The organism is Rathayibacter sp. VKM Ac-2928 (genome assembly GCF_022815545.1).
GTDB lineage: Bacteria > Actinomycetota > Actinomycetes > Actinomycetales > Microbacteriaceae > Rathayibacter > Rathayibacter festucae.
The window spans coordinates 139980-166541 of record NZ_JALGRU010000005.1 but is presented as its reverse complement, the minus strand read 5'-3'; the positions used below and the strand labels follow the sequence as shown (position 1 = coordinate 166541).

Sequence of the window (26562 nt, the reverse complement as noted above, 5' to 3'; positions counted from 1 at the left end):
GCAGCAGAACACTGGGCGCTCCTGCGAGCGGGCGGGTCCGGCCGGCCGGGGCGCACCGCCGTCAAGGCCGGGAAACGGTCGGCGGGGGCGCCGTAGGGTGTGGCGCATGCCTCAGTCGGTCCACACGCTGCTCATCCTCGGTGCGACGGGCGACCTGTCCGCCCGCCTCCTCCTCCCCGCTGTCGGTCAGCTCCTGACCCGCGAGCCCGATCGCCGCCTGCACCTCGTCGGCGCCGGTCAGGAGGACTGGACGCAGGAGCACTGGCACGAGGTCGTGTCCACGTCGTTCGCCACGGAGACCGCCTCGGGTGCCGGCATCGACGCCCTCGTCTCGGGCACCCGCTACCAGCAGGTGGACGTGACGGATCCGGAGGCGCTCGCCGCGCTGCTCGCGAGCTGCGAGGGACCCGTCGCGATCTACTTCGCCCTGCCGCCGGCGATCGCCGCGAAGGCCTGCGACGCGCTCGCCGCGCACGAGCTGCCGGAGGGGACGGTGCTCGCGCTCGAGAAGCCGTTCGGCACCGACGAGAAGAGCGCCCGGGACCTGAACGTGCGCGTCGCCGCGCTCGTCCCCGAGGACCGGGTGCACCGCGTCGACCACTTCCTCGGCCGCGCGACCGTCATGAACCTGCTCGGGCTGCGCTTCGCGAACCGGATCCTCGAGCCGCTGTGGTCCGCGGAGCACATCGAGAGCGTCGCCATCGTCTACGACGAGCAGCTGGGCCTCGAGGGGCGCGCGGGCTACTACGACGGCGCGGGTGCGCTGATCGACATGATCCAGAGCCACCTGCTGCAGGTGCTGGCGGTCGTCGCGATGGAGCCGCCGTCGACCCTCGGCGCGGCGGACCTGCGCGACGCCAAGGGCATCGTGCTGCGGGCGACGCGGCTGCACGGTGAGGATCTGAGCGCGAACTCGCGCCGGGCCCGCTACACCGCCGGCTCGGTCGACGGGCGCGAGCTCCCCGCCTACACGGACGAGAAGGGCGTCGACCCGTCGCGCAAGACCGAGACGCTGGCCGAGCTGACCGTCGAGATCGACACGTGGCGCTGGGCGGGCGTGCCGTTCACGCTGCGCTCGGGCAAGGCGCTGGGCGAGCGGCGGCGCGAGATCGTGATCCGCTTCAAGCCGGTGCCGCACCTGCCGGCCGGCTTCCACGGGACGGCCGAGGCGTCGGTGCTGCGGCTGTTCCTCGCGCCGGACCAGATGGCGCTGGAGCTGAACATCAACGGCCCGGGCGACCCGTACACGCTCGAGCGCGCGTCGCTCGAGGCGACCTTCGGTGCGGGGGAGCTGCTGGCGTACGGCGAGGTCATCTCGGGGATCCTCGACGACGACCCGTCGCTCTCGGTCCGCGGCGACGCGGCCGAGGAGTGCTGGCGCATCGTCCAGCCCGCGATCGACGCCTGGCGCGCCGACGACGTGCCGCTGGACGAGTACCCGGCCGGCAGCGAGGGCCCGGAGAGCTGGCCGGCGGTCTGAGCGCGCGGGATCTCGATACGCCCGCTGCGCGGGCTACTCGATCAGCGGGGAAGGCGCCGTCTGCGAGGGCTGCTGCATCAGAAGCGGCGCTGCCTGCTCGGCGGCCGTGTCGTTTCATGCTGGTCGAGTAGCCGCGGAGCGGCGTATCGAGACCCGGCGGCAGGCGCGCAGGGCGTTTCGCGCCACAGCACGGCCGGGCTCCGCCCCGACCTACTGTGATCGGCGACCGGTGGTGAGTACGCGCCGGTCTCCGGTTCGAGGGAGTCCCCGTGGTCGTCGTCCTGTCCCCACTCGCCGGGCGCGCCGTGCCCCTCTCGGCCGTCCCCGATCAGCTCTTCGCGGCCGGCGTGATGGGAGCGGGGACGGCGATCGAGCCTCCCGCGGAGCGCGTCGAGGTCCTCTCGCCGGTCCGCGGGGTCCTGCTCCAGGTCCTGCCGCACGCCTTCGTGGTCGTCGCGGACAGCGGACGAGCGGTGCTCGTCCACCTCGGGATCGACACGGTGGGGCTGAAGGGCGCCGGCTTCACGGTCCTCGCCGCCAAGGGCGACCGCGTCGAGGCCGGGACGCCGGTCCTGGAGTACGACGTCCCGGCGATCCTCGCCGCGGGACTCCCGACGGTGGTGCCCGTGGTGGTGCTGGAGCGGACCGCGGACCACGTCGACGCCCTCGTGGAGGACGGCGCGTCCGTCCTCGCCGGTGATCCTCTGCTGTCCGCATGACCGCCCGTACTCGGAGCGCGCCCGCCTCGCGTCGACGACTCGTCGTCCCCGGCTTCGCGGGTCTGCAGCGCCTCGGCAAGAGCCTCATGCTCCCGATCGCGGTGCTCCCCGCCGCCGGACTCCTCCTCCGGATCGGACAACCCGACCTGCTCGGGCGGATCGATCTGCCCGTGATCGGCCCGTTCTTCCAGGCGATGAGCGCGGCGGGCGGTGCCCTCTTCGAGAACCTGGCCTTGCTGTTCGCCGTCGGCGTCGCCATCGGGTTCACCAGGAAGCCGGACGGGTCGACCGCGCTCGCGGCCGTCGTCGGCCACCTCGTGCTCGCGAAGGTCTTCACCGTCCTGTCGCCGATCGTCCTGGCGGGGCGGACGACGGCCGCCGGCGACCAGGTGCAGATCGACTACAGCGTCTTCGGCGGGATCGTGGTCGGTCTGCTCACGGCCGTGCTGTTCGACCGGTTCCACACCATCGCGCTCCCCGCTTACCTCGGATTCTTCAGCGGCCGGCGGTTCGTCCCGATCGTCGTCTCACTCGCGTGCCTCGTCGTCGGCTTCGGTCTGAGCTGGTTCTACCCGGTCTTCGAGTCCGGCCTCACCGGTCTCGGAGCGTTCATCGGCGGCACCGGGGCGCTCGGCGCCTTCGTCTACGGCTTCGCGAACCGCATGCTGATCCCGCTGGGGCTGCACCACATCCTCAATTCGTACGTCTGGTTCCTCCAGGGCTCCTACGCGAACGCCGACGGCGGCGTCGTCACGGGGGAGCTGACGCGCTTCGCCGCGGGCGACCCGACGGCCGGCGCGCTCACCTCGGGCTTTTACCCGGTGCTCATGTTCGGACTCCCGGCGGCGGCGCTGGCGATGATCCACGTGTCGAACCGCTCGCAGCGCGCGGCCGCCATCGGCATCCTCGGTGCGGCCGGGCTGACCGCCTTCCTCACCGGCATCACCGAGCCGCTGGAGTTCGCGTTCATGTTCGCGGCGTTCCCGCTCTACGTCGTGCACGCCGTGCTGACCGGGCTGTCCCTCGCGATCGCTGACCTCCTCGACATCCACCTCGGCTTCTCGTTCTCGGCCGGGCTCGTCGACCTGCTTCTCTACGGCACGGCGCCGGCCGCGAAGAACGTGGGGCTGCTCGTGGTGATGGGCGTCGTGTACTTCGCCGTGTACTACCTGCTGTTCCGGGTCGTCATCCGGAGGTGGAACCTCCGCACGCCGGGCCGGGAGGAAGCCGCCTCCGCAGTGGACGAGGGCGGACCCGTCGCGGTCGTGGCGGAGCCGACCTCCGCATCGAACGAACCGCCGGAGTCCGAGGCCGAGTCGCTCATCGCGGCGTTCGGCGGGCGCGACAACCTCGTCCACGTCGACGCGTGCATCACCCGGCTGCGCGTCCAGGTCGGTGACCGGGCGCTGGTGGATCCCGCACGGCTGAAGGCTCTCGGCGCGGCCGGCGTGCTGGAGGTCGGCGAGAGCGTGCAGGCCGTCTTCGGCCCCCGCGCGGAGGTGCTGAAGAACGACATCCTCGACGTGCTCTGAGGCAGCCCGCGCTGGTCGAGTAGCCGCGGAGCGGCGTATTGAGACCCGGCGTGCTCAGGGGGGTGGATCTCGATACGCCCTCTGCGAGGGCTACTCGATCAGCATGAGTCGCGCCCTCTGCGAGGGCTACTCGATCAGCATGCAGGGGGCCGACTGGTCAGCGGGTGGCGTCTGCCGGAGTCGCGACGGGCGCGGCATCGGGCTCGGCCCAGACGGCGATCGGCTTCGGGTCCCAGGTGAGGGCGGCGGGCTCGGTGACGGGGGCGGTCGGTTCCGCGGTGACGGGGGGAGTGGAGGCGCGCATGACGGGGATGGCGGAGGTGACCGGGTTGGCGGTGGCCTCGACGCCGGCGCGGAGCTGCTCGGCCTGGATGGCGGCGGACAGCTCGTGGGCGAGCGAGCGGGCGAGCATCCCGTGGAAGATCGGGTCGCGGTCGTCATGACTGCGCCGGGTGACGACCCAGGCGCCCTCGGCGCCGACGAAGGCGGAGAGGCGCTCGTGCACGACGGCGAAGAGCTCGTCCTGCGTGAGCGCGGGGGCCGCGACGACCTCGGGGGCCGGCTGACGGCGCCTCAGACGAAACCTCATGACGAACCCCGTTTCCCGTGCCGCGTGCTGAGACTCCAGTGTCCAGGGGCGACGGCGCCGGAGCGCGCTGACACGCCGCGGCCGAGGGCGCGCGGCGTGTCAGAAGGCGGTCAGCGGTCGCGCTTCTTGCCGTTCTGCTCCTTGACGAGCTCCTTCGAGTCGTAGGAGACGGAGCCGATGGCGACCGCGAGAGCGATCGCCCAGCTGACCCACTGCAGGGCCAGCCGCCAGTCGCGCGGACCCTTGCGCGTCGTCTGCAGGATGGACCAGCCTCCGACGATCGCGCTGATGACGCTGGAATTGAGGATGAACTTGCGCATCGATTGCCTCCTGTGTTCACCACGACGCTAGTGGCCCGGCCCCGTTCCCTCCCAACGGTTGACACCGCCGACGGCCAGCGGACGGTTCCGTCGTCGGTCCCGCCCGCTACGGTGAACCGCTGCTCGGCGCCGGGCCGCGGCAGGGACCGAGGAGGACGGATACGAGATGCGCACGGCTGTGATCGGGGCGGTGCTCCTCGTGCTCGGCGTGATCGCCGCTCTCACCGGGGTCCTGCCGATGGACGCGCTCGGCGAGCTGGTCGAGCGCACGGCGCCGATCCTCGCCTTCGTGGTCGCCGTCACCGTGGTGGCGGAGCTGGCCTCCGAGGCCGGAGTCTTCACGGTCGTGGCGGAGCGGGCGGCGATCTGGGGCCGCGGGCGGACCGCGCTGCTCTGGCTCCTGGTGGTCGCGATGGCGATCGTCAGCACCGTCTTCCTCTCCCTCGACACGACCGCCGTGCTGCTCACGCCGGTGGTCGTGCTGCTCGCCGCGCACGTGCGGGTGTCGCCGCTGCCGTTCGCGATGGCGACCGTCTGGCTCGCCAATTGCGCCTCCCTGCTGCTCCCTGTGTCGAACCTCACCAACCTCCTGGCAGAGAGGCGGCTCGGCGTCGACGGGCCGCTCGCCTTCGCCGCGCTGACCGCCGCGCCCGCGCTCGTCGCCGCCGTGGTCCCGGTGCTCGTGCTCGCGATCCGCTACCGCCGCGAGCTGGCCGGCCGCTACCGGACGGGGGAGCGGACCCCGGTCGAGGACCGCGTCCTGCTGATCGGCGCCGGCGTCGTCGTCGCGCTGCTGCTGCCCGCCCTCGTCTCCGGGCTCGAGGTGTGGATCCCCGCGGCCGTCGCGGCGCTCGCCCTCGTCGTGCTCTTCGCGGTGCGGCGGCCGTCCGCGCTGAAGGTCTCGCTGCTGCCCTGGCAGCTGGTCGTCTTCGCCTCCGGGCTCTTCGTCGTGATGGAGGCGGCGCACCAGCTCGGGCTCGGAGCGGCGCTCGCCGTGGTCGCGGGCGACGGGAGCGGCGTGGGCGACCTGCTCCGCCTCGCGGGCTCCGGCGTCGTGGCCGCGAACCTCGTCGACAACCTGCCCGCCTATCTCGCGCTCGAGCCGGTCGCCGCCGACCCGGTGCGCTTGGTCGCCCTGCTGATCGGCGTGAACGCCGGCCCGCTGATCACCCCGTGGGCGTCGCTCGCCACCCTGCTCTGGCACCAGCGGCTGACCGCGCTCGGCGTGACGATCTCCTGGCGGCAGTACGCGCTGCTCGGCGCCGTCGCGGTGGTGCCGACGGTCGGCGGTGCGGTGCTCGCGCTGGCCCTCGCCCAGGGCTGAGCCCGGCCCCCGTTCGAGTGCGGCTGGTAGCCTCGGCGGGTACGAAGACGGGCACGACCGACGATCGGGACCACCATTCCTCCGCACTCCGCCTCCGCCCCCGCACCCCTCGAGGACAGCGCCGACGGGACGACTCCAGCCGCCGCCGACCACACCGCCGGAGCGCGCAACGCTTTCGTCGTGGTCTCCAACCGCCTCCCGGTCGACCGCGTCGTCGACGCCGACGGCACGGCCTCGTGGAAGACGTCGCCCGGCGGGCTGGTCACCGCACTCGAGCCCGTGATGCGGGCCAACGAGGGCGCCTGGGTCGGCTGGCCCGGGGTCGCGGACGAGGAGGTCGCGCCGTTCGAGAACGACGGCGTGCTGATCGTCCCGGTCGCCCTCAGCGCCCAGGAGCTCGAGGACTACTACGAGGGCTTCTCCAACGACACCCTCTGGCCGCTATACCACGACGTGATCGCGCCGCCCACCTACCACCGCGAGTGGTGGGACGCCTATGTGCGGGTGAACCGCCGCTTCGCCGAGGCCGCCGCCGCGGTCACCGAGCAGGACGGCGTGGTCTGGGTGCAGGACTACCAGCTGCAGCTCGTGCCGAAGATGCTCCGCGAGCTGCGCCCGGACGTCACGATCGGCTTCTTCAACCACATCCCGTTCCCGCCCTACGGCATCTTCGCCCAGCTCCCGTGGCGCAAGCAGATCGTCGAGGGCCTGCTCGGCGCCGACGTCATCGGCTTCCAGCGCCAGGGCGACGCGGGCAGCTTCCTCCGCGCGGTCCGCCGCCTGCTCGGCTACGACACCCGCAGCACCGTCGTCGAGGTGCCGGTCGAGGACGACGCGGTCGACGGCACCCGGCGGGTCAACCGCTCGCGCCGCGGTGCCAGCGTCCGCCCGGTCGTCGCCCGGCACTTCCCGATCTCGATCGACGCGGCCGCCTTCGAGGCGATGGCGCGCACCCCCGAGATCCAGGAGCGGGCGCGCCAGATCCGCTCCGATCTGGGCGATCCCGAGACCGTCATGCTCGGCGTCGACCGCCTCGACTACACCAAGGGCATCGGCCACCGGCTGAAGGCGTTCGGCGAGCTGCTCGCCGACGGCCGGCTCAGCACCAAGGACGCGGTGCTCGTGCAGGTCGCGAGCCCGAGCCGCGAGCGGGTCGAGACGTACAAGCAGCTGCGGGACGACATCGAGCTGCAGGTCGGCCGGATCAACGGCGACTACGGCACGATCGGCAACCCGGCGATCAGCTACCTGCACCACGGCTACCCGCGCGAGGAGATGGTCGCCCTCTACCTCGCCGCCGACGTGATGCTGGTCACGGCGCTGCGCGACGGGATGAACCTGGTCGCCAAGGAGTACGTCGCCTCCCGCTTCGACAACGACGGCGTGCTCGTGCTGAGCGAGTTCACCGGTGCGGCGGACGAGCTGAAGCAGGCCGTGCAGATCAACCCGCACGACATCTCCGGGCTCAAGGACGCCATCGAGAACGCGGCTCGCATGCCACGGGCCGAGCGCAGCCGCCGGATGCGTGCGCTGCGCCGCCGGGTGCTCGAGAACGACGTCTCGCGCTGGTCGGCGAGCTTCCTCGACGCGCTGAGCGAGCACGCCGCGGGCCAGCAGCTCGACGTGCGGCCGGCCGCGCGGGGCCAGGAGGCGCCGCTCGGCCAGGAGGCGGAGCACCACGAGGACGGCGTCCGCGGTCGCGCGGCCGAGGACGCGCACCACGAGACGGCGGAGGCGACGCGATGACCATCGTGACCCCGACCCCGGGCGAGCACCTGCCCGGCGTGCCCGACCGCCTCGTCGCCGCGCTGCACGAGCTCGCCGCGACCGGCCGCCTGCTGGTGGCGCTCGACTTCGACGGGACGCTCGCGCCCGAGGTCGACGACCCGGCGCACGCCCGCGCCCTGCCCGAGGCGCGCGAGGCGGTCCTCCGACTGCTCGCGCTGCCCGGCACCCGCGTCGCGCTGGTCTCCGGCCGCGCGCTCGGCAGCCTCGAGGAGGTCGCGCAGCTGCCCGACGAGGCGCTGCTGGTCGGCTCGCACGGCATCGAGATCCGCCTGGACCCGGGCGACGACGCCGTCCGCCTCGACGAGACCGAGCTCGCCAAGGTCGGCGTGCTCGAGGACGTGCTGAAGGGCATCGCCCGCGGGATCGACAACGTCTGGATCGAGGACAAGCCGGCCGGCTTCGCCCTGCACACCCGCCTGGCCACCGACCGGCACAGCCGCGTCGCGCACGTCGTCGCCCTGTCGGAGGCGCGCGCCGAGGTCGAGGGCGTCACCGTCCGCGAGGGCAAGAACGTCCTCGAGTTCTCGGTCCGCTCGACCACCAAGGGCGAGGCCGTGCAGCACCTGCGCCGCTACACCGGCGCGACCGCCGTGCTCTACGCGGGCGACGACGTCACGGATGAGGACGCCTTCGCGGTCCTCGGCACCGGCGACGTCGGTGTGAAGAGCGGTCCCGGCACGACCTCGGCCGCCTACCGCGTCCGCGGCCCCGAGCAGATCGCCCACGTGCTGTCGCTCCTCGCCGACTTCCGCGCCACGGCGGACTGAGTCGTCACCAGCCGCGGCGGGGGTCCTCACGGTGCAGGCGGCGGAGCTCCCCGCTCGCCGCGGCGAAGGACGGGTACGCGGTGTCGATCCGGCCGAGGATCGACAGCATGTCGTTCAGCCGGTGCGGGAGTGCGACGTCGAGCAGATCGTCGTGATGGGCGAGCCGGTTGCGCAGCCTCCGGAGCGTCTCGAGCTGATGCCCGAGAGCGACGCGTGACGCGTCGTCCCGCGGAGCATTCGGGAACGCGCTGTGCAGCGCCTCGGACCACAGGAGGGACTGCCGAGTCGAATCGGACGTCGCGTGGAGGAGGCCCACCCACGCGCCGAAGGTCAGCCTCGACACGACATCGTCGTGCTCGGGTGTGGGAGGTCCGGAACGTCCCGATCGTGATCGCCTGTCCGTCTCACCGTGGGAACGTCGCCGTGCCGTCGTGAGCGGAGCGCGAAGCAGACTGTAGAGCGGGTCGGAGGTCGCGTGCGGCGACGTCCAGTCGGGGCTCGATCCTCGGTCCGCGTTCCATGTGCGCAGCTCCCTGTCCACCGCGTTCCGCACCGCGATCTCCACGAAGAGGAGCTGGGAGTGCAGTGCTCCGGCCACCCGAGTCGCCCACTGACAGAGCTCGACCGCCCGCTCGTACTCGCCGCCCGACGCCCTGAGGTGGGCCTCGAAGCGCGATCGCCCCAGGAGTGCGATGAGGGAGGCTCGGGAAATCACGAGAGGGATGCTATTCTGGTCGCCGAGCGCCGGGCTCGGACCGGCGCGTAATACCCCGGGAACCCCCGTCACTGACGGGGGTTCTCTGTTTCTCCGCGGGCCGCTTCCGCGCGCCGTAGCGCCGCCGCGGGAGCGCGGGAGCATCGCGCGCGAGGCGGTAGCCTCGTCACATGCCGGAAATCGATTGGAAGCCTCGTTCGCGCACCGTCACGGACGGCATCGAGGCCACGACGTCGCGCGGGATGCTGCGCGCCGTGGGAATGGGCGATGACGACTGGGAGAAGCCCCAGATCGGCATCGCGTCGTCCTGGAACGAGATCACCCCCTGCAACCTCTCGCTGGAGCGCCTCGCGCGCAGCGCGAAGGAGGGCGTGCACTCGGGCGGCGGGTACCCGCTGCAGTTCGGCACCATCTCCGTCTCGGACGGCATCTCGATGGGCCACGAGGGCATGCACTTCTCGCTCGTCTCGCGCGAGGTCATCGCCGACTCCGTCGAGACCGTGATGATGGCCGAGCGCCTCGACGGCACCGTCATGCTGGCCGGCTGCGACAAGTCGCTGCCCGGCATGCTGATGGCCGCCGCGCGGCTCGACCTCGCCGCCGTCTTCGTCTACGCCGGCTCGATCGCGCCGGGCTGGGTCAAGCTGTCCGACGGCACCGAGAAGGACATCACGATCATCGACTCCTTCGAGGCGGTCGGCGGCGTCAAGGCCGGGATCATGTCCGAGGAGGACGCCAAGCGCATCGAGTGCGCCTTCGCCCCGGGCGAGGGCTCGTGCGGCGGCATGTACACCGCGAACACGATGGCCAGCGTCGCCGAGGCGCTCGGAATGAGCCTGCCCGGCTCCGCGTCGCCCGCCGCGGCCGACCGCCGCCGCGACTACTTCGCCCGCAAGTCGGGGGAGGCGGTCGTCGAGCTGCTGCGCAACGGCACCACCGCGCGCGACATCCTGACCAAGGAGGCGTTCGAGAACGCGATCGCCGTGGCGATGGCCTTCGGCGGCTCGACCAACGTCATCCTGCACCTGCTCGCGATCGCGAACGAGGCGGAGGTCGACCTCACGATCGACGACTTCAACCGCATCGGCGACACGATCCCGCACATCGGCGACCTCAAGCCGTTCGGCAAGTACGTCATGAACGACGTCGACCGCCACGGCGGCGTCCCCGCCGTGATGAAGGCCCTGCTCGACGCGGGCCTGCTGCACGGCGACTGCCTCACTGTCACCGGGAAGACCGTCGCCGAGAACCTCGCGGCGATGGACATCGCGCCGCTGGACGGCGAGGTCATCCGCACCCTCGACAACCCGATCCACGCCACCGGCGGACTGACCGTGCTCAAGGGCTCGCTCGCTCCCGAGGGCGCGGTCGTCAAGACGGCCGGCTTCGACGCCTCCGTCTTCGAGGGCCCCGCGCGGGTGTTCGAGCGCGAGCGCGCCGCGATGGACGCGCTGACCGACGGCGAGATCAAGAAGGGCGACGTGGTGGTCATCCGCTACGAGGGCCCCAAGGGCGGCCCGGGCATGCGCGAGATGCTGGCCATCACGGCCGCCATCAAGGGGGCCGGGCTCGGAAAAGATGTACTACTGTTGACCGACGGACGATTCTCAGGCGGCACAACCGGCCTGTGCATCGGCCACATAGCTCCCGAATCGGTGGACGCAGGTCCCATCGCATTCGTTCGCGACGGAGACCCGATTCGGGTCGACATCGCCGCTCGATCGATCGACCTACTCGTCGACGAATCCGAGCTCGCCGCCCGCCGAGAAGGCTGGGCGCCCCTCCCTCCGCGCTACACCCGCGGTGTCCTCGCCAAGTACGCCAAGCTCGTCCGCTCGGCCGCCGAGGGCGCCACCACGGGTTGATCCCGGCCCGCTCGGGCCGGCCGCGCACTCGCGCCTCCCGGGCACCGCTCGCTCGCACTCCGAGCCCCCGGTGCCCGCCGCCGCACACCGCTTCGAAGGAATCGACACCCGCATGACCCCGGACCCGTCCGCCGCGCCTCCCGCCCCGACCCCCCAGCCACCACGCTCCGCCGCGTCCGCGACGGCGGTCGCTCCCGCCGCCGAGTCGCTCACCGGAGCGCAGGCGGTCGTCCGCTCGCTCGAGATGCTCGGGATCGAGGACGTCTTCGGCCTGCCCGGCGGCGCGATCCTGCCCGTCTACGACCCGCTGATGGACTCGTCGAAGATCCGCCACATCCTGGTCCGCCACGAGCAGGGCGCCGGCCACGCGGCCGAGGGCTACGCCGCGGCGACCGGGAAGCTCGGCGTCTGCATCGCGACCTCCGGGCCCGGTGCGACCAACCTCGTCACGGCGATCGCGGACGCCTACATGGACTCCGTGCCGATGCTCGCGATCACCGGCCAGGTGTTCTCGACGCTGATGGGCACCGACGCCTTCCAGGAGGCGGACATCGTCGGCATCACGATGCCGATCACCAAGCACTCCATCCTGGTCACGCGCCCCGAGGACATCCCCTCGGCGCTCGCCTCCGCGGTGCTGATCGCGACGACGGGCCGCCCCGGCCCGGTGCTCGTCGACATCACCAAGGACGCGCAGCAGGACGCGGCGCCGTTCGTCTGGCCGCCCAAGGTCGACCTGCCCGGCTACCGCCCGGTGACGAAGGCGCACGGCAAGCAGATCCAGGCCGCGGCGCAGCTCCTGGCCGAGGCGAAGAAGCCCGTGCTGTACGTCGGCGGCGGCATCATCCGCGCCCGTGCGGCGGCCGAGCTCCTGGCGTTCGCCGAGGCCTGCGGCGCTCCCGTCGTCACGACGCTGATGGCGCGCGGCGCGTTCCCGGACTCGCACGAGCAGCAGCTCGGCATGCCCGGCATGCACGGCACCGTCCCCGCTGTGCTCGCGCTGCAGGAGTCGGACCTGATCCTCGCGCTCGGCTCGCGCTTCGACGACCGGGTGACCGGCAAGGCGGCGCTCTTCGCGCCGAACGCCAAGGTCGTGCACGTCGACATCGACCCGGCGGAGATCTCCAAGATCCGCACGGCCGACGTGCCGATCGTGGGCGACCTCAAGGACGTCCTGCCGGACCTCACCGACGCGTTCGCGAAGGCGATCGACGGCGCCGCGCCCGACACGGCCGACTGGTGGACCTACCTCAAGGGCCTGCAGGGGGAGTTCCCGCTCGGCTACACCGAGCCGGTCGACGGCCTGCTGTCGCCGCAGTACGTGATCAAGCGGATCGGCGAGATCACCGGTCCCGAGGGCGTCTTCGCCTCGGGTGTCGGCCAGCACCAGATGTGGGCGGCGCAGTTCATCAAGTACGAGCGCCCCAACTCGTGGCTCAACTCCGGCGGCGCCGGCACGATGGGCTACTCCGTGCCCGCGGCGATGGGCGCCAAGGTCGGCGAGCCGGACCGCACGGTCTGGGCGATCGACGGCGACGGCTGCTTCCAGATGACCAATCAGGAGCTCGCCACCTGCACGATCAACGACATCCCGATCAAGGTCGCGGTGATCAACAACTCCTCGCTCGGCATGGTGCGCCAGTGGCAGACCCTGTTCTACGAGGGCCGCTACTCGAACACCGACCTCAACACGGGGCACGACACCGTCCGGGTGCCGGACTTCGTGAAGCTCGCGGAGGCCTACGGCGCCCTGGGCATCCGGGTCACCAAGCCGGAGGAGATCGACGCGGCCATCGAGCTGGCGATCGCCACCAACGACCGGCCGGTCGTCATCGACTTCGTGGTCAGCCGCGACTCCATGGTGTGGCCGATGGTCCCGCAGGGCGTCTCGAACAGCTACGTCCAGTACGCCAGAGACCACAGCCCGACCTGGGACGACGAGGAGTAGACCGCATGACCCACCACGTTCTCTCCCTGCTCGTCGAGGACAAGCCGGGACTGCTCACCCGCGTCGCGGGGCTGTTCGCGCGCCGCGGCTTCAACATCGAGTCCCTGGCCGTCGGGCCGACCGAGCTCGAGGGGCTCTCGCGCATCACGGTCGCCGTGGACGTCGAGGACCTGCCGCTCGAGCAGGTGACCAAGCAGCTGAACAAGCTGATCAACGTCATCAAGATCGTCGAGCTCGATCCCGACCAGTCGGTGCACCGCGAGCACCTGCTCGTGAAGGTGCGCGTCGACAACGTCACCCGCTCGCAGGTGCTCGAGGCCGTGAACCTCTTCCGCGCCCGCGTGGTCGACGTCGCGACGGACGCCCTGGTCATCGAGGTCACCGGCGACTCCGGCAAGACCACCGCGTTCCTCCGGGTCATCGAGCCCTACGGGATCAAGGAGATCGCCCAGTCGGGCCTGCTGGCCATCGGCCGCGGCTCGAAGTCGATCACCGAGCGCGTCTTCAAGAACTGACGGCTCCGCGCCGTCCCCTCTGCTCCGCCCACTCCACAACCAGAAAAGGAAGCATCACGTGACCGAGCTCATCTACGACGCCGACGCCGATCTCTCCATCATCCAGTCCAAGAAGGTCGCGATCGTCGGCTACGGCTCGCAGGGCCACGCGCACGCGCAGAACCTCCGCGACTCCGGAGTCCAGGTCGTCATCGCTCTCAAGGAGGGGTCGAAGTCGACCGCCAAGGCCGAGGACGACGGGTTCGAGGTCAAGAGCGTCGCCGACGCCGCCGAGTGGGCCGACCTGATCATGATCCTCGCGCCGGACCAGCACCAGCGCGCCATCTACAGCGAGCAGATCGCGGACAAGCTGACCGAGGGCAAGACCCTCGCCTTCGCGCACGGCTTCAACATCCGCTTCGGCTACATCGAGGCCCCCGCGGGCGTCGACGTGATCCTGATCGCGCCGAAGGCCCCCGGCCACACCGTGCGCCGCGAGTTCGTCGCCGGCCGCGGCATCCCGGACATCATCGCCGTCGAGAACGACGCGACCGGCACCGCCTGGGAGACCGCGAAGTCCTACGCGAAGGCCATCGGCGGCACCCGCGCCGGCGTCATCAAGACGACCTTCACCGAGGAGACCGAGACCGACCTGTTCGGCGAGCAGGCCGTGCTCTGCGGCGGCACCTCGCAGCTCGTCCAGTACGGCTTCGAGACCCTCGTCGAGGCCGGCTACCAGCCCGAGATCGCCTACTTCGAGGTGCTCCACGAGCTGAAGCTGATCGTCGACCTGATGTGGGAGGGCGGCATCGCCAAGCAGCGCTGGTCGGTCTCCGACACGGCCGAGTACGGCGACTACGTGTCGGGCCCCCGCGTCATCGACCCGAGCGTCAAGGAGAACATGAAGGCCGTCCTGGGCGACATCCAGAACGGTGCCTTCGCGAAGCGCTTCATCGCGGACCAGGACGCGGGAGCGCCCGAGTTCCAGGAGCTGCGCGCCAAGGGCGAGAAGCACCCGATCGAGGAGACCGGCCGCGAGCTGCGCAAGCTCTTCGCCTGGAAGCAGACCGACGAGGACTACACCGACGGCAGCGTCGCGCGCTAGTCGCCCGCACGGACGGACCTCGGAGCCCCGGGCCGTCGACGGACACCGCTTCTGCGGTGCACGTCGGCGGGGCCGGGGCTCCGTCGCGTCCGGGGCGCTCCGCGCGTCCGCATGCTGGTCGAGCAGCCCCGGAGGGGCGTATCGAGACCCGCCGTCGCCGGAGCGGGTGGCCTGCAGACCCTCGTTCCGGCGGGGGTGGATCTCGATACGCCCGCTGCGCGGGCTACTCGATCAGCATGAAACGGGGCGTTCCTCGGATGCGGTTCGTCCAGGGAGGTCTGCAGGCCCGTGTTCTGGCGGGGGTGGATCTCGATACGCCCGCTGCGCGGGCTACTCGATCAGCAGGCGGACCGCGGGAGAGCTCACGGGAGGCGCGGGTAGCGTGGGGCGGATGGAGCGACGGGCACGGCGGCTGCGGCAGTGGGACGAGGGCGTGGCGGCGGCGCGGGACGGGCTGTCGTACGAGGTGTCGGCGGGGATCGTGCTGTGCGGGGTGGCCGGCGGCGGGCTGGCGGCGGCGCTCGCGCTGGCGTCGGGCGGGATCCTCGAGTCGGCGCCGGTGGCGCTGCGGACGGTCACGGCCCTCGCGTTGGCGCTGATCGCCGGCACGGTCCTCGTGGCGACCGCCACCGCCCTGCGGCGACGGACGGAGGCCGCGGGAGCCCGCTTCGCCCGGGCCGTGTGGCCGGTCCCCGCCGACCTCGGCCGGGACGACCTCGCGGAGACCGCCGATCTGCCGTTCGACCTGCGACTGCCGGAGGACGCGCTCTCGCCGGCGGACCTCGTCGGCATCCTCGCGCCGTCGCGTGCCGCACGGGCCGAGGCGAGGAGGAGGGCGGCCACGCGGGATCTGCGGGCCCACTCCCTCCTGTTCTCGGCGCTCTCGCTCGTCGGCATCGTCCTCGCGCTCGCCGGCGTGCTGCTGATGATCGCGGTGATCGCGCTGCAGGGCTCGGAGGGGGCCGTCGTCACCGCGGCGGTCGTCGTCGCGGCCGGAGCTGCGGCCGGGATCGGCTCGTCCCAGGCGAACGGGCTGCCGCTGGCGGTGCTGCGCGCGTCCGACGCCGCCCTGGCCCGGAGCCGCGGGCTGCTGGTCGAGCGCTGGCCGGGGGATCTCGAGGAGGGACCGCTGTCGGTGCGCGGGGGAGCGGCGGCGATCGACCGCCGCCGGCTGACCGGACTGGCGCGGAGGCCCGCGCCGTCGAGCGCGGGTGCGGGGCGGGTGGCGCCGATCGTGATGCTCGCGGTGGCGCTGCTGCTGGTGGCGGGACTGCCGCTGCTGTCCTAGCGGCCGACGCTTCGGGATCGGGCGACTCGTCGCGCAGAGCATCAGCGGAGAGTGCTGCTCATCGCCGATGGCGGATGACGAGTGCTCTCGGCTGATGTTCTGCGCGTGAACGCTCGTCAGCGGGCGGTGTCCCGGGCGAGGCGGCGCAGGCCGCCCTTGGGCGGGACGAGCACGGGCTCCGGCCAGCGCGGGGAGAGGTGGTCGCCCAGGGTCACCCGGCGGATCTTCCGGCCGACGAGGGGGAGCACCCAGTCGTGCGCCCAGCGGTACTGGTCGCGCAGCAGCTCGCGCGGCGTGAGCGGCTCGGGCGGGTCCCACGGGCCGGCGGAGATGGTGTGCGGCACGCCGAGGACGTCCAGCACCTGGGCGGCGAGCACGCGGTGCCCGCGCTTGGAGAGGTGCATCCGGTCGCTCGACCACATCGCGGCGTCGCGGAACGCCTGCATCCGCCAGTAGTCGACGAGGACGGCGCCGCGCTCGCGGGCGATGCGGCGGACGGCGCGGTTGTAGACGCGGTTGCGCTTGACGAACATCCGTGGGGCGGGCAGCCCGGGGATGTCGAAGCCGGTGAAGAGCACGAGCGACGCGCCCGTCGTCGCCAGGGCGTCGACCAGGTGCTCGTAGCCGTCGATCAGGACGCGCATGTCGGTGCCGAGGTCGAGGATGTCGTTGCCGCCGGCGTAGAGGGTGACGAGGGTCGGCCGCAGCTCGAGCGCGGGCGTCAGCTGCTCCGCGGTGATCTGGGCGAGCCGCTTGGAGCGGATCGCGAGGTTCGCGTACTCCCAGCCGGGTTCGGCGCGGGCGAGCCGGTCGGCCACGCGGTCGGCCCATCCGCGCACGCCGTTGGGCAGGAGCCGGTGCGGGTCGCCGACGCCCTCGGTGAAGGAGTCGCCGATCGCGACGTAGCGGCGCCGGCCGCCCTCCACCCCGCGTTCGTCCGTCCCCGACTGCTCCGCCATCCCCGAAGGGTCGCCCGCCGGGGAGGCCGGGCGGTGACGCCGCGGTGGCGGGGAGGTGTCGGGCTGCTCCGAGCCGACGGCGAGGCCGCGCGGCTAGGGTGTTGCGGTGATCGACAGCAGACCCGAGGACGACCGGGACGACGACGCGCTCAGCTGGGCGGGCGAGGGCGGCGACCCCACCCTGGTGGCGGGCGACGCCCCGGTACGACGCCGGACACCCCGTGCGGTGCGCTCGGCTCCGGAGGTCCGTGAGACGCGCGAGGGCGACGTCGACGAGCTGCCGGACGAGCTCCGCGAGGACGACGACGAGCTCCGTGAGGACGACGACGAGCTCGAGGACGATGAGGACGACGAGCGCGACGCCGCCGACGCGGCGGCCGCCTCCTCCGTGCTGCTGGTCGCGATGGGTGTCGCCGCGGGCCTGTACCTGCTCTGGACGATCGGCTGGATGATCACCGCGACACGGCAGAACGCCACGGTCGCCGGGACGTTCGGGGGCGACCCGCTCGGCGGCGGACTCTACGGCCTCGGACTCTGGCTCGCGGTCGCGGGGCCGGCGGCCTGGTTCGCCGCCGTGCTGCTCGGCACGCGGAGCGCCCGCACGCGCACCCGGGTGCTCTGGCTGATCGCCGGGCTGATCCTGCTGGCACCCCTGCCGTTCCTGAAGGGGGCGTGATGAGCGACAGCGCATCGACCGACTTCGCCGCGACCGGGAGCACGGTGAAGGCGACCCTCGGCGGGACCGGACACCGTGACGGCCGTCGGAAGCGCCTCCTGCTCTCGGTGCTGATCGCCGCGGTCTTCGCTCTCTTCTTCGCCTGGGACGTCTGGGAGGGGATCGGCAACCTGGTCGGCCTGCGCACCTACGCCGCCACGCTCGGCACCGACCTGAACGGCACGGGCTGGACGGTGCTGCTGCTCGGGCTGGCGCTGCCGGTGGTCTGCTTCGTGCTGGCACTGATTCTCGGCCGCCGGCGCGGGCTCCTGGCGCGGACCGGGCTGCTGTTCGCGGCGCTCTGCCTCTCCGCGGCGCTGTCGCTCGACGTGCAGCTGATCCTCGGATTCGAGAGCCTCGTCTCGCTCTAGGCCGCCGTCGCGCCCGCCGTCGAGGCCGGGCGTCACACGGCCGGGGACGGCTGCGCGCCTCCGCTACAGTGGCGGGGGCTCCACCGGCCCTCGTGCTCGGTGCCCGCTCCGTCCCCTCTCCGAAGGAAGCGCCTCTCGTGACTAAGCCGGTCGTCCTGATCGCCGAAGAACTCTCGCCCGCCACCGTGGACGCCCTCGGTCCCGACTTCGAGATCCGCTCCGTGGACGGCACCGACCGCCCCGCGCTGCTCGAGGCGCTCGGCTCGGCCGACGCGATCCTGGTCCGCTCCGCGACGCAGGTCGACGCGGAGGCGATCGCCGCGGCGCCCTCGCTCAAGGTCGTCGCGCGCGCCGGCGTGGGCCTCGACAACGTCGACATCACCGCCGCGACCGCCGCGGGCGTCATGGTCGTGAACGCGCCGACCTCGAACATCATCTCGGCCGCCGAGCTCACCGTCGGCCACATCCTGAGCCTCGCCCGTCACATCCCGGCGGCGCACAGCGCGCTCGCGCAGGGTCTCTGGAAGCGCTCGAAGTACACCGGCGTCGAGCTCTACGAGAAGACGGTCGGCATCATCGGCCTGGGCCGTATCGGCGCGCTGATCACCGCGCGCCTGCAGGCCTTCGGCGTGAACGTCGTCGCCTACGACCCCTACGTCACCAGCGCCCGCGCGCAGCAGCTCGGCGTGACGCTCCTGCCGCTCGAGGAGCTCCTCGCGCAGAGCGACTTCATCACCATCCACATGCCGAAGACCCCGGAGACCACCGGGATGATCTCGGACGCGCAGCTCGCACTGATGAAGCCGACCGCGTTCCTGGTGAACGTCGCGCGTGGCGGGCTGATCGACGAGGACGCGCTGCACCGCGCGCTCGTCGCCAAGACCATCGCCGGCGCCGGGCTCGACGTGTTCGTCAAGGAGCCGCCGACCGACTCGCCGCTGCTCGCCCTCGAGAACGTGGTCGTCACTCCCCACCTCGGCGCGTCGACGGACGAGGCGCAGGAGAAGGCCGGCGTCTCGGTCGCGAAGTCGGTGCGACTCGCGCTCTCGGGCGAGCTCGTGCCGGACGCGGTGAACGTCGCCGGCGGCGTCATCGACCCGTACGTCCGCCCGGGCATCCCGCTGGTCGAGAAGCTGGGCCAGGTCTTCTCCGGCCTCGCCGCCTCGCCGGTCACGTCGATCGACGTCGAGGTGCGCGGCGAGCTGGCCGGCTTCGACGTCAAGGTGCTCAAGCTCGCGGCGCTCAAGGGCGTCTTCAGCAACGTGGTGTCGGAGACGGTGTCGTACGTCAACGCGCCGGTGCTCGCGGAGCAGCGCGGCATCGAGGTGCGGCTGATCACGGACGCGGTCTCGGACGAGTACCGCAACGTGATCACACTCCGCGGCGCCCTCTCGGACGGCTCGCAGATCTCGGTCTCGGGCACGCTGACCGGCACCAAGCAGGTCGAGAAGCTCGTCGCGATCAACGGCTACGACGTCGAGGTGCCGCTCGCGAAGCACCACGTGGTGATGAGCTACGTCGACCGTCCCGGGATCGTCGCGGTCTACGGGCGCGAGTTCGGCGAGGCCTCCGTCAACATCGCGGGCATGCAGATCGCGCGCACCGAGGCGGGCGGCAAGGCCCTCTCGGTGATCACGATCGACTCGCCGGCGCCGGACGGACTGCTGGAGAAGGTCCGCGTCGCGATCGACGCCGACCTGATGCAGGAGATCGACATCACCGAGTAGGTCCGAGCGCGGCGGAGGAGACGGCAGCATGGAGCGCAGGTTCGCCCAGGTCGACGTGTTCGGCGCGGAGCCGTTCCTCGGCAACCCGGTGGCGGTGGTCGTCGACGGCGACGGCGTGTCCGACGCGTCGATGGCCGTGTTCGCGCGCTGGACGAACCTTTCGGAGACGACGTTCCTGCTGCCGCCCACGACCCCGGAGGCCGACTACCGGCTGCGGATCCTCACGCCGCGGCGCGAGCTGCCGTTCGCCGGGCACCCGACGCTCGGCAGTGCGCACGCGTGGCTCGCGGCCGGGGGAGTGCCCCGCGACTCCGGAGTGCTGGTGCAGGAGTGCGCGGCGGGGCTCGTGCTGCTCCGGGTGTCGGACGGGGCGATCGCGTTCGCGGCGCCGCCGCGGCAGCGCACGGGGCCGGTGGACGAGCCGACGCTGGCGCGTGCGGCGGCAGCGCTGGGGCTCGCGCGCGAGGAGATCCTCGGGCACGAGTGGGCGGACAACGGGCCGGGCTGGCTGGCGCTGCGGCTGGAGTCGGCGGAGCGGGTGCTCGCGATCCGCCCGGAGTCGGCGCGGCTCGGCGGGCTTGCCGTCGGCGTGGTCGGACCGCATCCGGCGGGGGCGGAGTGCGCCTTCGAGGTGCGCGCGTTCATCCCGGACGCGGGGGTGGCGGAGGATCCGGTGACCGGCAGCCTGAATGCGGGGATCGCGCAGTGGCTGATCGGGGCCGGGCTCGCGCCCGAGCGGTACGTCGCGGCGCAGGGGACCGCGATGGGACGCGCGGGACGCGTGCTCGTGGAGCGCGTGGGGGACGACCTGTGGATCGGCGGGGCGACGGCGACGCTGATCGAGGGGACCGTGCGGCTGTAGGCGGCGGGTCTCGATGCGCCGGCCTGCGGCCGGCTACTCGACCAGCATGCCCGCCGGCATGGCATGGCAGCGCGTGGCAGGCGCATCAGCCGCTGCTCCTTGCATGCTGATCGAGTAGGCCGCGGAGCGGGCGTATCGAGATCCGGCGTGCCGGCGGTGGTGGGTCTCGATACGCCGGCCTGCGGCCGGCTACTCGACCAGCAAAGGGCTCGGGTGGTCGCGGATGCGGCCGCTCCACCGGCGGCCGGGACGGCGCCGCTCCTCCGGGGTCAGCTCGGGAGGAGGCGGGCGATGACGGCGAGGACGTCGGCGGCCTCGCCGCGGGGGCTGTCGCCGGTGGGGAGCAGGGCGGAGTTGTAGTAGAGGCCGTCGCTCAGCAGGACGATGGCGCGGGCGACCAGGGGGTCGCCGACGGCCTCGGCGACGACGGCGTACCAGCTGTCGTGGATGCGGGCGAGGCCGGCGCTCGCGCGCTCGTCGTGGCCCTGGGCCACGCGCGAGACGGCGAGGATGGTGCGGTCGAAGGGGGTGTCCGCGGCGAACGAGGTGCGGATCAGGTACGGGACGACGCCCTCGTCGGACGTGCGGATCCGGTCGATGTCCTCGGCGAGGCGGTCGTCGAGCCGTCCGACGAGTCCGTCGACGAGGGCGTCCTTCGAGGGGAAGTGGTACAGCAGCCCGCCCTTGGAGACTCCGGCGGCCTTCGCGACGGCGTCGAGGGTGGCCGAGCGCTCGCCCTGCTCGATCAGCAGGGCCTCGAACGCGTCGAGGACGCGGTCGCGAGCGGGGGCGGCGGGCATGGGCTCCATCCTAGGGACGGATCCCGGTTCCGCCCCTGGCTACTGTACCGGCTGGACGGTATACTCGGTCGCGATCACCCCGTTCGAGAGAGAGCACCACTGTGTCCGCCCGCACCGCACCCGTCACCACCGTCACGACCCCCGGCCCCGCCTCGCGCGCCGCCGTCGAGCCCGACGGTCCCCGCGTCGGGCGCCGCGCCTGGTTCGCGCTGGCCGTGCTGATGCTGCCGGTGCTCCTCGTGTCGGTCGACAACACCGTCCTCAACTTCGCGCTGCCGCTGATCGCGGAGGACCTCGGCCCCTCCGGCACCGAGCTGCTCTGGATCGTCGACGCCTACCCGCTCGTGCTCGCCGGACTGCTGGTGGCGATGGGCAGCCTCGGCGACCGGATCGGCCGGCGGAAGCTCCTGCTGATCGGCGCGGTCGGCTTCGCGGTGGTCTCCGTCGCGGCGGCCTTCGCTCCGACGGCCGGCGCGCTCATCGCCGCCCGCGCGGCGCTCGGTCTCTTCGGCGCCACCCTGATGCCCTCGACCCTCTCCCTCCTGCGCAGCCTCTTCCCGAACCGCGACCAGCGCCGGATGGCGATCGCGATCTGGGCGACCGGGTTCGCGGTCGGCTCGGCCGTCGGCCCGCTGGTCGGCGGCGTGCTGCTGGAGAACTTCGCCTGGGGCTCCGTGTTCCTGCTCGCGGTGCCGGTGCTGCTGCCGCTGGTGGTGCTCGCGCCGATCCTGGTGCCGGAGTCGCGTGACCCGAAGCCGGGCCCGGTCGACGTGGTCAGCATCGTGCTGTCGCTCGCGACGATGGCGCCGATCGTCTACGCGATCAAGTCGGCCGCCGAGCACGGGATCGACGCGGTCGCGGTGCTCTCGCTCGTGGTCGGCGTCGTGAGCGGCGTGCTCTTCGTGCGCCGGCAGCAGCGCCGCGAGGTGCCGATGCTCGACCTCTCGCTCTTCCGCCGCGGCTCGTTCAGCGCGGCCATCCTGGTCAACCTGCTCAGCGTCGTCGCGCTGGTCGGCGGGCTGTTCTTCGTCTCGCAGCACCTCCAGCTCGTGGTCGGCCTCTCGCCGCTCGAGGCGGGGCTCGTGCTGGTGCCGGGACTCGTCGTGATGATCGGCGCGGGGCTCGGCGTGGTGCCGGTCGCCCGGCGGATCTCGCCGCGGATCGTCGTGCCGGCGGGACTCGTGATCTCGGCGGTGGGCTACGCGCTGCTCGCCATCGGCAGCGCGGCGCCCGGCGGCGCCTCCGCGCTGACCGTCGCGATCTCGTTCGCCTTCCTCGGCCTCGGGATCGGCGCGGCCGAGACGGTCTCCAACGAGCTGGTGCTCGCGAACGCGCCGGCCGACAAGGCCGGATCCGCCTCGGCGGTGTCGGAGACGGCGTACGAGCTGGGCGCGGTGCTCGGCACGGCGACGCTCGGCACGGTGCTGACGGCCGCCTACCGGAGCGGCGTCGTGCTGCCCGAGGGCCTCGACGCCGGCCAGGCGCAGCGCGCGGGGGAGACCCTGGGCGGTGCGGTCGCGGTCGCGGGCGAGATCCCCGCGGAGTCGGCGTCGAGCCTGCTCGCCTCGGCCGGAGCCGCGTTCGACGCGGGCGTCGGCTGGTCGGCCTGGATCGGCGTCGGACTGGTGCTGCTCGCCGGTGTAGTGGCGGCCTGGCGCCTGCGCCGGAGCTGACGCGGCGCGACCGGCGGGCGGCGCGGCCCGAGAGTACGCTGGGCTGGTCTCCTGCCCCGCACGCTCGAGTGCTCCGCGCACCCAGTCCTCTGGACGCGCAGCACTCCGGCCCGTGCCCCCCGCACGTCTGAGGACCGCCATGACCCGCACCGTGAAGCTCGCCGTCATCCCCGGAGACGGGATCGGACCGGAGGTGATCGCCGAGGCCGTGAAGGTCCTCGACGCCGTCACCGCCGACTCCGACCTGGTGATCGAGAAGACGCCGTTCTCGCTCGGCGCCGGCCGGTTCCTCGAGACCGGCGACGTCCTCACCGACGAGGACCTCGCCTCGATCTCCGCGCACGACGCGATCCTGCTCGGCGCCGTCGGCGGCGTGCCCGGCGACCCGCGCCTCAGGGACGCGAACATCGAGCGCGGGCTGCTGCTGCGCCTGCGCTTCGCGCTCGACCACTACGTCAACCTCCGTCCGACCCGCCTCTACGCTGGCGTGCCGTCGCCGCTGTCGGCGCCCGGCGAGGTCGACTTCGTCGTCGTCCGCGAGGGCACCGAGGGGCCGTACGTCGGCAACGGCGGGTCGATCCGCCAGGGGACGCCGCACGAGATCGCCAACGAGGTCTCGGTGAACACGGCCTACGGCGTCGAGCGCGTCGTCCGGCACGCCTTCGAGCTGGCCCGCAAGCGCCGCTCGAAGCTGACGCTGGTGCACAAGACGAACGTGCTGGTCTTCGCGGGCTCGCTGTGGAAGCGGCTCGTGGACGAGGTAGGGGCCACCTACGAGGACGTGGCCGTCGACTACCTCCACGTGGACGCGGCGACGATCTTCCTGGTGACCGATCCTGCTAGGTTCGACGTCATCGTCACCGACAACCTGTTCGGCGACATCCTGACCGATCTGGCCGGCGCGATCAGCGGCGGCATCGGACTCGCGGCCTCGGGCAACATCAACCCCGACGGCGCGTTCCCCAGCATGTTCGAGCCGGTCCACGGATCCGCGCCCGACATCGCCGGGAAGCAGCTCGCCGATCCGACCGCCGCGATCCTGTCGGTGGCGCTGCTGCTCGACCACCTGGGTCGCGGCGACGAGGCCGCCCGCGTGACGGCGGCCGTGACCGCCGACATCGAGTCGCGCGACGGCACCCCGCGCTCCACGGCCGCGATCGGCGACTCCGTCGTCTCGCGGCTCCGCTGACCCTCCTCTCCGGCCCCCGCCCCCGGGCCCCACGCCACTCCAGGAAGAACCCCTCATGACCGACACTCTCCCCGCGCAGGCCCTCGCCTTCGAGGTGACCGCCAACCCCGCGCCCCGCTCCGACGAGGAGCGCGCCCGCATCCTCGCGAACCCCGGCTTCGGGGTCCACTTCACCGACCACATGGTCGACATCCGCTGGTCGCGCGCCGGCGGCTGGGACCAGGCGCGCGTCGAGCCCTACGGCCCGATCCAGCTCGACCCCGCCGCGGCGGTCCTGCACTACGCGCAGGAGATCTTCGAGGGGATGAAGGCCTACCGCCACGCGGACGGCTCGATCTGGACCTTCCGCCCCGAGGCGAACGCCGGCCGGCTGCAGCGCTCCGCCCGGCGGCTCGCACTGCCCGAGCTGCCGACCGAGCTGTTCGTCGAGTCGCTGCGGCAGCTGATCGCGGCGGACGGTGCCTGGGTGCCGTCCGAGCCGGAGACGAGCCTCTACCTGCGGCCGTTCATGTTCGCGAAGGAGGCGTTCCTCGGCGTGCGCGCGGCCGAGGAGGTCGGCTACTACGTGATCGCGAGCCCGGCCGGCGCCTACTTCTCCGGCGGCGTGGCCCCGGTGTCGATCTGGCTGTCGACGTCCTTCGCCCGCGCGGGCAAGGGCGGCACCGGCGCGGCGAAGACCGGCGGCAACTACGCCTCGTCGCTGCTGCCGCAGCAGGAGGCGTACCAGCACGGCTGCGCGCAGGTGCTCTTCCTCGACTCGCAGGAGTCGCGCTGGATCGAGGAGCTCGGCGGCATGAACGTGGTGCTGGTGAAGAAGGACGGCACGCTCGTCACGCCGGAGTCGGACTCGATCCTCGAGGGGATCACCCGCGACAGCGTGCTGCAGCTCGCCGAGGACCGCGGCCACCGCGTGGAGCGCCGCCAGGTGTCGATCGACGAGTGGCGCGACGGGGTCGAGTCCGGCGACGTGGTGGAGGTGTTCGCCTGCGGGACCGCGGCGGTCATCACTCCGATCGCCGAGCTCAAGGGCGACGGCTTCTCGGTGGGCCACGAGGGCGCGCCGGCCGGCGCGCTGACGATGTCGCTGCGCGAGGAGCTGACCGACATCCAGTACGGACGTCGCGAGGACACGCACGGCTGGATGACGAGGTTGGACGCATGAAGATCGCACGATTCGCCACGCAGCGCTCCGGAGACAACGGGGGCGCGATCCACTTCGGGATCCTGGACGAGGACGACCTGGTCGTGCTCGCCGGCGACCCGATGTTCGCGGGCTTCGAGACCACGGGCGAGCGGATCCCGCTCGCCGAGGCGAAGCTGCTCGCGCCGGTCATCCCGCGCTCGAAGGTGATCGGGATCGGCAAGAACTACTCCGACCACGCGGCCGAGATGGGCGGCGACGCTCCGGCCGAGCCGCTGATGTTCCTGAAGCCGAACACCTCGGTGATCGGGCCGGACGAGGCGATCGTGCTGCCCGAGGACAGCCAGCAGGTGGAGTTCGAGGGCGAGCTCGCGGTCGTGATCGGGGCGATCGCGCGGAACGTGCGGGCGGAGGACTACGAGGACGTCGTCTTCGGGTACACGATCGCGAACGACGTCACGGCGCGCGACCTGCAGAAGTCGGACGGGCAGTGGGCCCGGGCGAAGGGCTACGACACGTTCTGCCCGATCGGGCCGGTCATCGAGACCGAGTTCGTCTGGAACGAGAGCGCGCTGGAGACGCGGGTGAACGGACGGCGGCTGCAGTCCGGGAACACCGGCGACATGATCCACGGGGTGCCCGAGATCATCGCCTACGTCTCGCGGGTGTTCACGCTGCTGCCGGGCGACATCATCCTGACCGGGACGCCCGCCGGCGTCGGGCCGATCGCCAACGGCGACACGGTCGCGATCGACATCGAGGGCATCGGCACGCTCTTCAGCCCGGTGGTGACCCGAGCCTGACGCGTCTTCGCGAGATGCCACTTGTGCACGCTTTTCACGGCGTGTCGCGTGCGCAAGTGGCATCTCGCGGACGTCGACGGGCTCGACTCAGTCGGCGGAGGCGCGGTCGTCGGTGACGGGGCCGTCCGTGTCGCCCGGGAGGTCGGCGTCGCCGGAGACGGTGTCACCGGCGCTGTCGCCCTCCGTGACGGAGTCGGAGACGCCGCGGTCGATGGCGGTGCCGCCCGGAGCGGCACCCGCGGCGCTCGCGTCGGTCGCGTCCTCGCCGGGCAGCACGGTCTGGGCGCCGCCGGTGTTCGGGGTCAGGTCGGACTCCTGCTCGGGCAGGTCCTCGTTCACGTTCTCGGGCACGGGGGCTCCTCTCGTCGGAGTGTCCATCGGAGCACGC

General features: G+C 72.3%; 25 protein-coding genes. 19 read left to right on the top strand and 6 right to left on the bottom strand.

The window, feature by feature from the left end; translation table 11 throughout:
- Window positions 1–106: 106 nt before the first annotated feature.
- The 3 genes from MT350_RS18010 to MT350_RS18000 all read left to right on the top strand — a co-directional run bounded on the left by MT350_RS18010 (window position 107) and on the right by MT350_RS18000 (window position 3731).
- Entirely contained in the window at window positions 107–1480 is a 1374-nt protein-coding gene (locus MT350_RS18010; protein ID WP_243598572.1) for a glucose-6-phosphate dehydrogenase, read from the top strand.
- 269 nt (window positions 1481–1749) lie between these two features.
- Window positions 1750–2199, top strand: a complete 450-nt coding sequence (locus MT350_RS18005; RefSeq protein ID WP_243598573.1) for a PTS glucose transporter subunit IIA — start codon at window positions 1750–1752, stop codon at window positions 2197–2199.
- Window positions 2196–3731 (top strand): PTS transporter subunit EIIC, encoded by a 1536-nt coding sequence (locus MT350_RS18000; RefSeq protein ID WP_243616363.1) that lies wholly within the window; start codon window positions 2196–2198, stop codon window positions 3729–3731. Before MT350_RS18005 ends, MT350_RS18000 begins: the two co-directional genes overlap by 4 nt.
- A 157-nt stretch (window positions 3732–3888) precedes the next feature.
- On the opposite strand, the gene MT350_RS17995 is transcribed toward MT350_RS18000, so the two are convergent.
- Window positions 3889–4320, bottom strand: coding sequence for a hypothetical protein (locus MT350_RS17995; protein ID WP_243616362.1), 432 nt, complete (start codon window positions 4318–4320; stop codon window positions 3889–3891).
- Between the two features lie 110 nt (window positions 4321–4430).
- A complete protein-coding gene (locus MT350_RS17990) occupies window positions 4431–4640 on the bottom strand; it encodes a hypothetical protein (protein WP_123447985.1) in 210 nt (69 codons plus the stop codon).
- Window positions 4641–4806: 166 nt separating this feature from the next.
- Between MT350_RS17990 and MT350_RS17985 the strand changes: the two genes are divergently transcribed.
- The 3 genes from MT350_RS17985 to otsB all read left to right on the top strand — a co-directional run bounded on the left by MT350_RS17985 (window position 4807) and on the right by otsB (window position 8519).
- Window positions 4807–5964 carry an SLC13 family permease gene (locus MT350_RS17985; RefSeq protein ID WP_132438509.1) on the top strand — a complete coding sequence of 386 codons (1158 nt, stop codon included), beginning with the start codon at window positions 4807–4809 and terminating at the stop codon, window positions 5962–5964.
- A gap of 180 nt (window positions 5965–6144) precedes the next feature.
- Window positions 6145–7710 (top strand): trehalose-6-phosphate synthase, encoded by a 1566-nt coding sequence (locus MT350_RS17980; protein ID WP_123737271.1) that lies wholly within the window; start codon window positions 6145–6147, stop codon window positions 7708–7710.
- Complete coding sequence (gene otsB / locus MT350_RS17975; protein ID WP_243582327.1) at window positions 7707–8519, top strand: trehalose-phosphatase; 813 nt, start codon at window positions 7707–7709, stop codon at window positions 8517–8519. Before MT350_RS17980 ends, otsB begins: the two co-directional genes overlap by 4 nt.
- A 4-nt stretch (window positions 8520–8523) precedes the next feature.
- Here otsB and MT350_RS17970 read toward each other — a convergent pair whose 3' ends face one another.
- On the bottom strand, window positions 8524–8862 hold the full coding sequence (locus MT350_RS17970; RefSeq protein ID WP_243616361.1) for a hypothetical protein: 339 nt from the start codon (window positions 8860–8862) through the stop codon (window positions 8524–8526).
- A 542-nt stretch (window positions 8863–9404) separates the two neighbouring features.
- On the opposite strand from MT350_RS17970, the gene ilvD reads away from it, so the two are divergent.
- From ilvD to MT350_RS17945, 5 genes are all read left to right on the top strand, one after another.
- A complete protein-coding gene (ilvD, locus tag MT350_RS17965; protein ID WP_123447980.1) occupies window positions 9405–11099 on the top strand; it encodes a dihydroxy-acid dehydratase in 1695 nt (564 codons plus the stop codon).
- A gap of 112 nt (window positions 11100–11211) precedes the next feature.
- Window positions 11212–13047, top strand: a complete 1836-nt coding sequence (locus MT350_RS17960) for an acetolactate synthase large subunit (protein WP_243616405.1) — start codon at window positions 11212–11214, stop codon at window positions 13045–13047.
- Between the two features lie 5 nt (window positions 13048–13052).
- Complete coding sequence (ilvN, locus tag MT350_RS17955) at window positions 13053–13562, top strand: acetolactate synthase small subunit (protein WP_123447978.1); 510 nt, start codon at window positions 13053–13055, stop codon at window positions 13560–13562.
- Between the two features lie 58 nt (window positions 13563–13620).
- Entirely contained in the window at window positions 13621–14646 is a 1026-nt protein-coding gene (gene ilvC, locus MT350_RS17950; RefSeq protein ID WP_123447977.1) for a ketol-acid reductoisomerase, read from the top strand.
- Window positions 14647–15037: 391 nt separating this feature from the next.
- Entirely contained in the window at window positions 15038–15934 is an 897-nt protein-coding gene (locus MT350_RS17945) for a hypothetical protein (protein WP_243616360.1), read from the top strand.
- Window positions 15935–16050: 116 nt separating this feature from the next.
- Here the strand turns inward: MT350_RS17945 and MT350_RS17940 are convergent, their stop codons facing one another.
- Window positions 16051–16893, bottom strand: coding sequence for an SGNH/GDSL hydrolase family protein (locus MT350_RS17940; protein WP_243616359.1), 843 nt, complete (start codon window positions 16891–16893; stop codon window positions 16051–16053).
- A gap of 106 nt (window positions 16894–16999) precedes the next feature.
- On the opposite strand from MT350_RS17940, the gene MT350_RS17935 reads away from it, so the two are divergent.
- From MT350_RS17935 to MT350_RS17920, 4 genes are all read left to right on the top strand, one after another.
- Window positions 17000–17569, top strand: coding sequence for a hypothetical protein (locus MT350_RS17935; RefSeq protein ID WP_243616358.1), 570 nt, complete (start codon window positions 17000–17002; stop codon window positions 17567–17569).
- Window positions 17569–17979, top strand: coding sequence for a hypothetical protein (locus tag MT350_RS17930; RefSeq protein WP_243598583.1), 411 nt, complete (start codon window positions 17569–17571; stop codon window positions 17977–17979). Before MT350_RS17935 ends, MT350_RS17930 begins: the two co-directional genes overlap by 1 nt.
- Window positions 17980–18116: 137 nt before the next feature.
- Window positions 18117–19706 carry a phosphoglycerate dehydrogenase gene (serA, locus tag MT350_RS17925; protein WP_123447972.1) on the top strand — a complete coding sequence of 530 codons (1590 nt, stop codon included), beginning with the start codon at window positions 18117–18119 and terminating at the stop codon, window positions 19704–19706.
- 28 nt (window positions 19707–19734) lie between these two features.
- Window positions 19735–20568, top strand: coding sequence for a PhzF family phenazine biosynthesis protein (locus MT350_RS17920; protein ID WP_243598584.1), 834 nt, complete (start codon window positions 19735–19737; stop codon window positions 20566–20568).
- A gap of 269 nt (window positions 20569–20837) precedes the next feature.
- Here the strand turns inward: MT350_RS17920 and MT350_RS17915 are convergent, their stop codons facing one another.
- On the bottom strand, window positions 20838–21368 hold the full coding sequence (locus tag MT350_RS17915; RefSeq protein WP_123447970.1) for a TetR/AcrR family transcriptional regulator: 531 nt from the start codon (window positions 21366–21368) through the stop codon (window positions 20838–20840).
- A 101-nt stretch (window positions 21369–21469) separates the two neighbouring features.
- On the opposite strand from MT350_RS17915, the gene MT350_RS17910 reads away from it, so the two are divergent.
- From MT350_RS17910 to MT350_RS17895, 4 genes are all read left to right on the top strand, one after another.
- A complete protein-coding gene (locus tag MT350_RS17910; RefSeq protein ID WP_243616357.1) occupies window positions 21470–23041 on the top strand; it encodes an MFS transporter in 1572 nt (523 codons plus the stop codon).
- A gap of 139 nt (window positions 23042–23180) precedes the next feature.
- Window positions 23181–24230, top strand: coding sequence for a 3-isopropylmalate dehydrogenase (locus tag MT350_RS17905; RefSeq protein WP_243616356.1), 1050 nt, complete (start codon window positions 23181–23183; stop codon window positions 24228–24230).
- A 55-nt stretch (window positions 24231–24285) separates the two neighbouring features.
- The gene (locus MT350_RS17900; RefSeq protein WP_243582333.1) at window positions 24286–25392 is read left to right on the top strand and encodes a branched-chain amino acid aminotransferase; all 1107 of its coding nucleotides are present in this window, start codon (window positions 24286–24288) and stop codon (window positions 25390–25392) included.
- Complete coding sequence (locus tag MT350_RS17895; protein WP_243616355.1) at window positions 25389–26174, top strand: fumarylacetoacetate hydrolase family protein; 786 nt, start codon at window positions 25389–25391, stop codon at window positions 26172–26174. Before MT350_RS17900 ends, MT350_RS17895 begins: the two co-directional genes overlap by 4 nt.
- Window positions 26175–26261: 87 nt before the next feature.
- Here the strand turns inward: MT350_RS17895 and MT350_RS17890 are convergent, their stop codons facing one another.
- Window positions 26262–26525, bottom strand: a complete 264-nt coding sequence (locus MT350_RS17890; protein ID WP_243616354.1) for a hypothetical protein — start codon at window positions 26523–26525, stop codon at window positions 26262–26264.
- Window positions 26526–26562 lie beyond the last annotated feature (37 nt).

Bases quoted from the DNA above. Each gene is read 5' to 3' on its own strand.
- MT350_RS18010 (WP_243598572.1), top strand. From the start codon at position 107: ATGCCTCAGTCGGTCCACACGCTGCTCATCCTCGGTGCGACGGGCGAC.
- MT350_RS18000 (WP_243616363.1), top strand. From the start codon at position 2,196: ATGACCGCCCGTACTCGGAGCGCGCCCGCCTCGCGTCGACGACTCGTC.
- MT350_RS17995 (WP_243616362.1), bottom strand. From the start codon at position 4,320: ATGAGGTTTCGTCTGAGGCGCCGTCAGCCGGCCCCCGAGGTCGTCGCG.
- MT350_RS17990 (WP_123447985.1), bottom strand. From the start codon at position 4,640: ATGCGCAAGTTCATCCTCAATTCCAGCGTCATCAGCGCGATCGTCGGA.
- MT350_RS17985 (WP_132438509.1), top strand. From the start codon at position 4,807: ATGCGCACGGCTGTGATCGGGGCGGTGCTCCTCGTGCTCGGCGTGATC.
- otsB (WP_243582327.1), top strand. From the start codon at position 7,707: ATGACCATCGTGACCCCGACCCCGGGCGAGCACCTGCCCGGCGTGCCC.
- ilvD (WP_123447980.1), top strand. From the start codon at position 9,405: ATGCCGGAAATCGATTGGAAGCCTCGTTCGCGCACCGTCACGGACGGC.
- MT350_RS17960 (WP_243616405.1), top strand. From the start codon at position 11,212: ATGACCCCGGACCCGTCCGCCGCGCCTCCCGCCCCGACCCCCCAGCCA.
- ilvN (WP_123447978.1), top strand. From the start codon at position 13,053: ATGACCCACCACGTTCTCTCCCTGCTCGTCGAGGACAAGCCGGGACTG.
- MT350_RS17945 (WP_243616360.1), top strand. From the start codon at position 15,038: ATGGAGCGACGGGCACGGCGGCTGCGGCAGTGGGACGAGGGCGTGGCG.
- MT350_RS17940 (WP_243616359.1), bottom strand. From the start codon at position 16,893: ATGGCGGAGCAGTCGGGGACGGACGAACGCGGGGTGGAGGGCGGCCGG.
- MT350_RS17930 (WP_243598583.1), top strand. From the start codon at position 17,569: ATGAGCGACAGCGCATCGACCGACTTCGCCGCGACCGGGAGCACGGTG.
- MT350_RS17920 (WP_243598584.1), top strand. From the start codon at position 19,735: ATGGAGCGCAGGTTCGCCCAGGTCGACGTGTTCGGCGCGGAGCCGTTC.
- MT350_RS17915 (WP_123447970.1), bottom strand. From the start codon at position 21,368: ATGCCCGCCGCCCCCGCTCGCGACCGCGTCCTCGACGCGTTCGAGGCC.
- MT350_RS17905 (WP_243616356.1), top strand. From the start codon at position 23,181: ATGACCCGCACCGTGAAGCTCGCCGTCATCCCCGGAGACGGGATCGGA.
- MT350_RS17900 (WP_243582333.1), top strand. From the start codon at position 24,286: ATGACCGACACTCTCCCCGCGCAGGCCCTCGCCTTCGAGGTGACCGCC.
- MT350_RS17895 (WP_243616355.1), top strand. From the start codon at position 25,389: ATGAAGATCGCACGATTCGCCACGCAGCGCTCCGGAGACAACGGGGGC.